Source organism: Mammaliicoccus fleurettii (assembly GCF_003970575.1).
Classification (GTDB): Bacteria; Bacillota; Bacilli; order Staphylococcales; family Staphylococcaceae; genus Mammaliicoccus; species Mammaliicoccus fleurettii.
The window spans coordinates 1-10241 of sequence record NZ_RXWZ01000164.1; the positions used below are offsets into that span (position 1 = coordinate 1).

The window sequence follows — 10241 nt, forward strand, 5'->3', positions numbered from 1 at the left end:
TTAGGATATTAATATAATATAGATTATATAATGTTCTTATAGTTGAAGGAGGGTTATTATGTTAGTTAATAAGTGGATATATATAGCGTTAGCTTTATTATTAGGTAACTTTGGTGTTCATAAATTTTATGCACAAAAACCTATTTCTGGTTTGCTACATTTAGTATTTTGTTGGACGGGAATCCCACAAGTAATAGCAATTATTAGTGCTGTCTTAGCGCTACTTAAACCAGCAGATGAGCAAGGAAATATTCAGGTTTAATAAGTTTTTGAAATATTAATTAAAAAACAGTAGCAATTCATGAACTAATGAATTGCTACTGTTTTTTTGTTATCAATCTTAGTTTCATAGCTGTGTTATAAGCACTTTAGCAAGAAATTGCTTATAAATATAGTTTGAATTACTGATTATTGATATCTAAATAAAGTAGTTTAACTTGGTCTTTTAATAATTTAATATTTACTGGTGTTTCAAATAGAATTTCTCCATCTATATCTAACTTTGCATTTGGATCTGTTGCTAAAGTTGCTGATTCGCAAGAAATATGTGTAATACTGTCACTTATTTCATTCCAATTCATGCTATCTTTAACTTTGAAAAAGTCGTTAATAATACTAAAATTTTGATTGTCGAAGATAAATATATTCATTTTACCGTCATTTGGAGATAAATCTTCTAATGGTATTTTACTGCCGCCAACATTTTGGCCATTGGCTACTAATATCATTGAAGTTTCTCCTGAATATTCTTTTCCATCTGCTGTTAATTTATATTTATAAATTTCGGGATTTGATACTGTTTTTATTGTAGAAAATACATAACTGAACTTGCCTAATAATTCTTTTTGGTTGGATTGAACATTCTCAGCATTTTGTACCATTAATCCGATTCCAGCAAAGTTGAGTGCATATGTACCATTTACATCTAAAATATCAAATGATTTTATTTGGCTATTTAATAAATCTTGAGAAGCTTGCATTGGTTTTTGAGAAAGATTTAATGTTTTTGTAAAATCATTAAAAGTCCCTCCTGGTAAGACTCCAATTGGTATTTGAAGATTATTTTCTACAACACCATTTATGAGTTCATTTAATGTTCCATCTCCACCTAAAATGAAAAGTACATCATAAGTACTTACGTGATTATTTTCAGCAATTTCTTTACAAAATGATTTTATTTGCCCTTCTTCTTTACTTAATTTTATAGTTAAGTCATCACAAAGCTGTGTTAAGTTTTCAGTAACTTGTCCAAGTTCTTTGAAAATATTACCCTGTCCAGCTGCTTCGTGATAAAATAAAATTCCTTTATGAAAATGATGCGTCATATACATACAACCTCCTGTTATCTTCCTAGTATTACATTACCATTTATTGCGTAGTATAAACAGTTTCAAGTTAATTTATTATTTATGTTAAAATAAATAAAAGTTTATATAAAAAAGGGGAGGATAACGATGGCATCAGAAAATGATTATATAAATTACGAAATGCAGAAAAGAACCGAACCTTTACTTGGTGTTGTTATTCATAATGATGCAAGTGAATTGAATGCAAATGAATGGCGAGAAGTATTAATAAATGCACCTGAAGAAAGATACGTGCAAGGAATTGCGCATTATTATATTGATCGAAATGGGCAATGGCAAGCAATTGATACTGAAAATATAGCTTGGCACACTGCAAATCAAATAGGCAATGAACAATATTTAGGTTATGAAGTGTTAGAATCTCTTTCAAGTACGGACGAAGAATTTTTATTAAATGAACAGGAAACGTTTAGAGTTATAGCTTCAGATATGATCGATTATAATTTAGAACCAAATAGAGACACAGTGAAATTACATCTTGAATTCAGTGAAACAGAATGTCCACACCGTTCGTTTGAAATTCATACTAATTGGAAGACAACAGTTGATGGGATACCAGATGAATGGGTCATTAATGATTTAAAAGACTATTTCATAAGTCAAATCAAGCAATACATGTTGAATTAAATGGTAAAAAAGTTTCTATAATGAGGCTGGGACAAATTAATTGTCTCAGCCTCTAATCGTTATATGGGAAGTAGAAAACTCGATATTTTAGATTTTTCTGATAAATAGGTATAATGATTGTATTAGAAAAAAGTAGGGGGCATTTTAGATGAATAAAAAAACAATTGGTTTTGTAGGTACTGGTGTTATGGGGAAATCTATGGCAGCACATCTAATACAAGATGGATATAAAGTTAATGTGTTTAATAGAACGAAATCTAAAGCAGATTCACTAGTCGAGTTAGGTGCTAAATGGTGTGAAAGTATTGCAGTTCTCTCAGAGAAAAGTGATGTCATAATCTCAATAGTGGGATATCCAAAAGATGTAGAATCGATTTATTTAAATAAAGATGGTATTTTAAATCATGCTAAGGCAGGAAGTATAGTTATTGATATGACTACTTCTAGTCCAGAGTTAGCCAAAACAATATATGATGAAGCAAAATTGCATAATGTTAAAAGTTTAGATGCCCCTGTTTCTGGTGGTGATATTGGCGCTAAAAATGCTACATTAACAATCATGATAGGTGGAGATGAAGAAGCGTTTAGTCAAGTTGAGGATATCTTCAATGTGATTGGTAAAAATGTTGTATATCAAGGTAAAAGTGGTAATGGTCAACATACTAAACTTTCAAATCAAATAGCAATTGCAGCTGGCATGTTAGGTGTAGCAGAAGCAATAATTTACGCAGAAGAAGCAGGTTTGGATATAGATAAAGTATTTGCTTCAATTGAACATGGTGCGGCAGGTAGTTGGTCATTATCTAATTTAGGACCAAGAATGGTCAAAGAAGATTATGCGCCGGGATTTTATGTTAAACATTTTATTAAAGATATGAAAATTGCGATTGAAGAAAGTGAAAAAATGGGATTATTTATGCCAGGATTACTAAAGGCTAAAGAAGTTTATGATGCACTAAGTAAATCGGGATTCGATGATAATGGGACGCAATCTGTCATCCAGTTGTTAAAAAATCAAATTAAAAAGGGGTAATAAAGTGGAATTAAATAAATATCAAGAACTTGCATTAAGAACGATGTCGGATATCAAAAATGATCCTGAACAAAGCTTAGTAAACGGTGCTTTAGGTTTAACTGGAGAAGCGGGAGAAGTTGCAGATATAATCAAAAAACATCAGTTTCATGGTCATGATTTAGATGTGCAAGAATTAAAAAAAGAACTTGGAGATGTGCTATGGTATATAGCTTGTTGTGCATCAGCACTTAATATAGATTTAAATGAAATAGGTGTAGCCAATATAGAAAAATTAAAAGAACGTTACCCAAATGGTTTTACAAAAGAAGATTCACTAAATCGTAAAGAATAAAGGATAAAAATCTATTGGATAATTATTACAAAACTGATAAAATGAAAAGGAGTGAAAACGCTTTCTTAGGAGGTAACTGAATTGGAAGGAAACGAACAATATTTATCAATAGATGAAATAAAGCAGATAATGTCTGACTACCCATTACAATATATTGTTTGTGGACAATGTGCTATTGATTTATTTCTAAATGAATACACACATACAAAAGAAATAATGAGTATTACGGTAAGCAGAGAAGAAGTGGAAATACTATCCAATTATTTTTTAAAACACCAATATCAGTTGGTAGTCAAAACACCATTAGATGAACTGGAAGAAATATCCCTTGAAGAACTTTATAATTATAAAAAATATTATGTTTATGATACAAAAGCACAATGTAAGATCATTAAAGTTTATATTTATGAAACGAAAGATGAGAAATGGCAATTTAGTCACGATCATAATATAGAAGTTGAAGATTATAAAATATATTTTCATAGTCTAGAAAAAGATATTAAATATTTACGTCCAGAGATCCAAATGATGTATAAACTATATCATGAACTTAGACAAGACGATATTTATAAATATCAAAGACTAATACAACATTTAAGCTATTATCAATTTTTTATGCTAAGAAAAGTAATAGGCAAAGAAAAGGTTAATCAAATTATATTATCAGATACATAAATGGCACCATTGTTTGGGTCATGTTTTATTTTTTGTATTTATATGGATAATTATAACGATTTTGTAAGTGCTGACGCCTGAGGGAATAATATGAGAGAGAGACTACAGGCTCGAACCATACCCCTAGGCAAGCATGCACATACAAAATCGAAAGATTTTATAAAAAATAGATATTGAGTGCGATTTTGTAAAGTGCTGACACCTGAGGGAAAAGTATGCGTGAGAGACTACAGGCTCGAACCATACCCTAGGCAAGCATGCACGAACAAAATCGTGGAATTTTATAAATAAATAAGCATATCACTGTAAAACTGAAGAAATCAGTTAAGTGATATGCTTATTTTTTTGAGTAAGGAGATATGCTCCAAGCTCTTATCATTAGCTTAAATAATTTGAGTCGTTTCTTTAACAAAATACTCGTTATATATTGCTTGAACAGCGATATCAGAATATTGTTGATCAATTCCAAACATCATTGATATTTCTGATGATCCTTGGTTAATCATGTTAAGATTAATTTTATTTTTACTTAAAGCAGCTGCTGCTCCGGCTGCTGTACCAATTGCTTTATTCATCCCTTCTCCAACAATCATCAATATTGCTAAATCATAGTCAATAGTTAGTTCATCAACTTTAATTTGTTCTCTAATCTTGTTTAAAACACGTTCTTCTTTTCCATGTATTTGTGTTGTTCTCATGATAATACTCAAATTATCAATTCCAGATGGTATATGTTCGATAGAAATATTTTCATCTTCTAAAATACTTAATATTTTTCTAGTGAAGCCAACTTCTCTGTTCATTAAATATTTTTTAACATTTATAATAGTGAAACCTTTATCACAACTCACTCCTGATACGATTTGAGATAAGTTTGATACATCTCGTTCACTGACAATATATGTTCCTGTATCAGTCGGTCTATTTGTGTTTTTTATAACGACAGGTATACGATCTTTATATAATGGCTCTAAAGCTTCATCATGGAAAACACCAAATCCAGCATATGATAACTCACGCATTTCTCTGTAAGTAATTTCTGGAATTACTTCCGGTTGAGAAACGACTGTTGGATTTGCACGGAAAATACCTGATACATCTGTGAAGTTTTCATAAAGGCTAGCTTTTATACCCCTTGCTAAAATAGCTCCTGTAATATCAGAACCACCACGAGGGAATGTTACGATATCATTGTTTTCAGAATAGCCAAAGAATCCAGGAATAATAAGTGTTTCATCATATTGACGTAATTGATAAATCTGTTCATATGAGGATTCTAATATCATTGCATTTCCAGGTTCATCAGTAACTATAATGCCTGCTTCTTTAGGTGATAAATAACGAGTGGGGAACCCCAATTGATTATTATATTGAGCGATAATACGGGCGTTAAAATCTTCTCCACAACTTTTTAATGCATCTAATAATCTTTCAGGTTGATTGTTGTATGTGTCTATTAAACATACTAAGTCGTTTTTCAACTCATCTAAAATAGAATAATCCATTTCCAACTCTTTAACAATTTCCTCATAACGTTCGATAATTTGGCGTAGTTTGTTTGAATAATCCAATTTATTTATTACTTTGTCGTATAAGCGTATTAATAAGTCAGTCGTTTTTACATCTTCTTTAAATCTTTTTCCGGGTGCAGATACAACAACAATTTTTCTTTCATCATCAGAATTGATGATGTTTAATACTTTTTTAATCTGTTCACTGTTTGCGACGGAACTTCCGCCAAATTTTGAAACTTTCATTTTATCAGTCCTTTTACTGGGGGTAATGTAATTGTAGCTCTTTACAAAGCGAGAAATAATGATAATATTACTATTAATTCTAATTATTCAAACTTTACAAAAAACTTTAATGAATTTATACTATAATAAAGTTGAGTCTATTTCAAGTAGACATTTGTATTTTTAACAAGAACAATATATTTAAGGTGAGTGAGAAAATGAAAGTATTAAATGTAGCAGTATTAGGTCTCGGCACTGTGGGAACAGGCGTCGTAAAGATTGTTGAAGAAAATAAAAAGCAAATAGAAGACACAATAGGTAAATCTATACATATTAAACATATTCTTGTTAACTCTGTTAGCAAGAAAAGAGCAATTAATACTTCTAGTTATCATTTAACTGACAATATAGACGATATATTAAATGACGATGAATTAGATATCGTCGTTGAAGTAATGGGTGGAATAGAACCTACTGTTGAATGGTTAAAGTTATTTTTATCAAAAGGTATTCATGTCATTACAGCAAACAAAGATTTGCTAGCAGTACATTTAAGAGTATTGGAAGACTTAGCAGAAAAAAATAAAGTTGCACTAAAATATGAAGCAAGCGTTGCTGGAGGTATACCAATTGTAAATGCGATTAATAACGGTTTGAATGCAAACAACATTAATCAGTTTATGGGTATATTTAATGGAACTTCTAATTTCATTCTTAGTCAAATGACTCGTGAAGGAAAATCTTATGAAGAAGCTTTACAACTTGCAACAGATTTAGGATATGCAGAAGCAGATCCAACAGATGATGTTGAAGGTGTAGACGCAGCTCGTAAAGTTGTGATTACGAGTTATTTATCATTTAATAGAGTTATATCGTTGAATGATGTTGAAAGAGTAGGTATTTCCGACGTAGAAATAGAAGATATTAAAGTTGCTGAAAGATTAGGCTACAAAATAAAATTAATAGGGCAAGGTAAATATGCAAATGGTAAAGTCTTAGCCAGTGTTAAACCTACATTACTTCCAAATAGCCATCAAATGGCGCATGTTGAAGATGAGTATAATGCAATATACGTTATTGGTGATGCAGTTGGAGATACAATGTTTTATGGTAAAGGAGCAGGTAGTCTAGCTACAGGTAGTGCAGTAGTTTCTGATTTATTAAATGTAGCCTTACAATTTGAATCTGATTTACATACTTTGCCTCCGCATTTTGAACTGAAAACTGAGCAAACTAAAGAAATCGTTGAAGAAGAAGTTGTTAAATTCCCATTAAAAAGCAGCCACTTCATAATTGTTGAAAATGACAAAGAAGAAGATGAATTAAGAGATGAGATTAAAAAAGCTATAGAGTTTCATAGAAGTGTAAAAGTAGAACAGCGTACAGAAAATACTTATGGAGTCGTTATTAGAGGTATTGATGAATTACCAATTGAGACATTAAGAGAAAATGGTATAAATATTGTTAAATATTATCCAATAGAAGGAGACAAGTAGAATGGGAAGATGGCAAGGATTAATTCACAATTATAAAGAATATTTACCTGTAAATGAAGGTACACCTAAATTAACTTTAAATGAAGGAAATACACCATTAATACATTTACCCTATTTGTCGGATAAGTTAAATATTAATTTATTTGCTAAATTTGAAGGTCTTAATCCTACTGGATCATTTAAAGATAGAGGTATGGTAATGGCAGTTGCAAAAGCTAAAGAAGAAGGCAAGAAGATAGTTATTTGTGCTTCTACAGGTAATACTTCAGCATCTGCTGCTGCATATGCTGCTAGAGCTGGAATGAAAGCGATCGTGGTTATTCCAGAGGGTAAAATCGCGCTTGGTAAATTAGCTCAAGCTGTGATGTATGGTGCAGAAATTGTTTCAATTAAAGGTAATTTTGATGAAGCATTAAATATTGTTAAAAAAGTAGCAGAAAAAGGCGAAATTGCTTTAGTTAATTCTGTAAATCCATATAGAATAGAAGGACAAAAAACAGGTGCCTTTGAAATTGTTGAACAACTTGATGGTAAAGCACCAGACTTATTTGCTATACCAGTTGGAAATGCAGGGAATATTACTGCATATTGGAAAGGCTTCAAAGAATTTGATAACTTAAAACAATCAGGTTTACCTGTAATGTGTGGATTCCAAGCTGAAGGAGCTTCACCAATCGTTCAAGGTAAAGTTATTAAAAATCCTGAAACTGTAGCTACAGCTATTAGAATTGGTAATCCAGCAAGCTGGAAACTAGCTGAAGCGGCAAGAGATGAATCTAATGGATTAATAGATAGTGTGACAGATGATGAAATCTTAAAAGCATACAAGCTTATGACAAGCAAAGAAGGTGTATTTAGTGAACCTGCAAGTAATGCATCGATAGCTGGTTTGTTAAAGTTACATGAGCAAGGTAAATTAGAGCCAAATCAAACTGTTGTTGCTATATTAACTGGTAATGGATTAAAAGATCCTGATACTGCAATCGATTTGTTAGACTCTCCAATCACGCCATTAGAGAATGATGAACAAGCAATTATAGATTATATCGAGCGTGCATTAAAATGAAGAAATTAAAGCTTAAAGTACCAGCATCAACAGCTAATTTAGGAGTTGGCTTTGATTCTATAGGAATGGCTCTTGATAAATATTTAGAAGTTGAAGCGCATCTATCAGAAGATAAACAATGGCATTTTGAACACATTGGTCCACATTTACAAGGATTACCAAACGATGAGCAACACTATATTACAAAAATTGCTCAAACTGCAACAGCAAAGTTTTCTAAAAGTATGCCAGCTTTAAATTTAAAAATGTATAGCGATATTCCTTTAGCAAGAGGACTAGGAAGTTCAGCTTCAGCGCTTGTGACGGGTTTATTTCTAGCAAATTATTTTGCGAATTTGAAGCTATCTAAATATGAATTATTACAACTTGCTACTGAAATTGAAGGTCACCCAGATAATGTTGCGCCAACCATTTATGGTGGACTAGTCCTTGGTGTATATGATCCTGACGTGAAACAAACAGATGTATCATATATTGATATTCCTAAAGTCGATGTTATTGCAACTATTCCAGAATATGAATTATCAACGGAAAAAGCGCGTAAAGTCTTACCTGAAACTTTAACTTTAAAAGACTCTGTTAAATATAGTGCAATTAGCAATACGATGATTAGTGCTTTAATTCAGCATAATTATGAGTTAGCAGGCAAAATGATGATGAAAGATGGATTTCATGAGCCATATAGACAACATTTAATTCCTGACTTTGAAAACATTAAAGAACTTGCTCTACAATATGGAGCTTATGCAACTGTCATTAGTGGTGCAGGACCTACTGTGTTAACTTTAATTAAAAAAGAATTGAGTGGTAAACTCGTAAGAGAATTACAAAACAGATTCCAAGATTGTGAATCAGAATTAGTAACTATCAATCGATATGGAGTTAGTCAAAAAATAATTAACTTATAGACGATAATTGAGATGCTTATATTCTATATATGATAGAATATAAGCATCATTATATTTTAAGGAGATAAACATGGCTTATAAATACATAATAATGGATATGGATGATACACTCTTAACTTCAAAAAATGAAATAAGTGAAAAAACAAGTACATATTTAAAAGAAAAACAAAAACAAGGTATGAAATTGATACTTGCTTCTGGTAGACCAACAGCTGGTATGATGAAGCATGCTGACGCACTTGATTTAAAAAATAATGGTGGATATATTGTGAGCTATAATGGAGCTTACGTAATCGATGCACAAGATAACGAAGTTGTGTTTAAACAAACAATTAGTCGGGATGATGCATACCAAATTATCGACTATTGTAGAACGCATAATTTCTTTTACTTAACATATTTAAATGATCAAATTATACATGATAGAACGCATGACTATATGAATATTGAAAGTGAGTTAACAGGACTACCAATGAAAAAAGTTGAAGATATTAAAGAGGTTATTGATGGAGATGTACCTAAAGTAATGGGCGTAGATTATGTAGAAAATATTGCAAAAGCGAACAGTGAACTTAATGGTAAATTCAATAATCAAGTTTCTTCTACAATAAGTAAACCGTACTTTTTAGAATTTATGGATGGACAAGTATCAAAAGGTAAATCATTACAGAAACTATTTGACCAAATCAATGCAGATTTCTCAGAAGTAATCGCTTTTGGTGACAGTTTAAATGATTCAGATATGTTAGAAAAAGCAGCTGTAGGTGTAGCAATGGGTAATGCTAACGATACGATAAAAGATATAGCTGATGTAGTAACAGATGATCATGACCATGATGGTATTGTAACAGCATTAGAAAAATTATTGAATCAATAAAAAAATACAGATAAAACCATAAATTAACAATGGTTTTATCTGTATTTTTATTTTTGTCTATTAATATCGATCTTCATTAAATGAAATTGAAGTCATTTCTATAACGAGGATAGATTTAGCAC

11 protein-coding genes are annotated in these 10241 nt (G+C 31.1%); 9 read left to right on the forward strand and 2 right to left on the reverse strand.

Translation table 11 applies throughout. From position 1 onward, the window contains the following. Positions 1 to 58 precede the first annotated feature (58 nt). Complete coding sequence (locus CD129_RS11310) at positions 59 to 262, forward strand: TM2 domain-containing protein (RefSeq protein WP_078356303.1); 204 nt, start codon at positions 59 to 61, stop codon at positions 260 to 262. Between the two features lie 139 nt (positions 263 to 401). Here the strand turns inward: CD129_RS11310 and CD129_RS11315 are convergent, their stop codons facing one another. After that, complete coding sequence (locus CD129_RS11315; protein WP_078356375.1) at positions 402 to 1325, reverse strand: diacylglycerol/lipid kinase family protein; 924 nt, start codon at positions 1323 to 1325, stop codon at positions 402 to 404. 129 nt (positions 1326 to 1454) lie between these two features. On the opposite strand from CD129_RS11315, the gene CD129_RS11320 reads away from it, so the two are divergent. The 4 genes from CD129_RS11320 to CD129_RS11335 all read left to right on the forward strand — a co-directional run bounded on the left by CD129_RS11320 (position 1455) and on the right by CD129_RS11335 (position 4036). After that, positions 1455 to 1994: an N-acetylmuramoyl-L-alanine amidase gene (locus tag CD129_RS11320; protein WP_107510197.1), complete on the forward strand. Its 540-nt coding sequence runs from the start codon at positions 1455 to 1457 to the stop codon at positions 1992 to 1994. A 148-nt stretch (positions 1995 to 2142) separates the two neighbouring features. Further along, positions 2143 to 3027 (forward strand): NAD(P)-dependent oxidoreductase, encoded by an 885-nt coding sequence (locus CD129_RS11325; protein ID WP_115337498.1) that lies wholly within the window; start codon positions 2143 to 2145, stop codon positions 3025 to 3027. A gap of 4 nt (positions 3028 to 3031) precedes the next feature. Further along, positions 3032 to 3361 (forward strand): nucleoside triphosphate pyrophosphohydrolase family protein, encoded by a 330-nt coding sequence (locus CD129_RS11330; RefSeq protein WP_107510199.1) that lies wholly within the window; start codon positions 3032 to 3034, stop codon positions 3359 to 3361. Between the two features lie 81 nt (positions 3362 to 3442). After that, a complete protein-coding gene (locus tag CD129_RS11335; protein ID WP_115337497.1) occupies positions 3443 to 4036 on the forward strand; it encodes a hypothetical protein in 594 nt (197 codons plus the stop codon). Positions 4037 to 4419: 383 nt separating this feature from the next. Here the strand turns inward: CD129_RS11335 and CD129_RS11340 are convergent, their stop codons facing one another. Beyond that, complete coding sequence (locus CD129_RS11340) at positions 4420 to 5793, reverse strand: aspartate kinase (RefSeq protein WP_078356308.1); 1374 nt, start codon at positions 5791 to 5793, stop codon at positions 4420 to 4422. Positions 5794 to 5990: 197 nt separating this feature from the next. Here CD129_RS11340 and CD129_RS11345 point away from each other — a divergent pair, with 197 nt between their 5' ends. The 4 genes from CD129_RS11345 to CD129_RS11360 all read left to right on the forward strand — a co-directional run bounded on the left by CD129_RS11345 (position 5991) and on the right by CD129_RS11360 (position 10119). Next, the gene (locus tag CD129_RS11345) at positions 5991 to 7268 is read left to right on the forward strand and encodes a homoserine dehydrogenase (protein WP_078356309.1); all 1278 of its coding nucleotides are present in this window, start codon (positions 5991 to 5993) and stop codon (positions 7266 to 7268) included. Between the two features lies 1 nt (position 7269). Next, a complete protein-coding gene (gene thrC / locus CD129_RS11350) occupies positions 7270 to 8334 on the forward strand; it encodes a threonine synthase (RefSeq protein WP_115337496.1) in 1065 nt (354 codons plus the stop codon). Continuing rightward, positions 8331 to 9242 (forward strand): homoserine kinase, encoded by a 912-nt coding sequence (thrB, locus tag CD129_RS11355; protein ID WP_078356311.1) that lies wholly within the window; start codon positions 8331 to 8333, stop codon positions 9240 to 9242. The genes thrC and thrB overlap by 4 nt, the downstream gene beginning before the upstream one ends. A gap of 70 nt (positions 9243 to 9312) precedes the next feature. Continuing rightward, positions 9313 to 10119: a Cof-type HAD-IIB family hydrolase gene (locus CD129_RS11360; protein WP_078356312.1), complete on the forward strand. Its 807-nt coding sequence runs from the start codon at positions 9313 to 9315 to the stop codon at positions 10117 to 10119. Positions 10120 to 10241 lie beyond the last annotated feature (122 nt).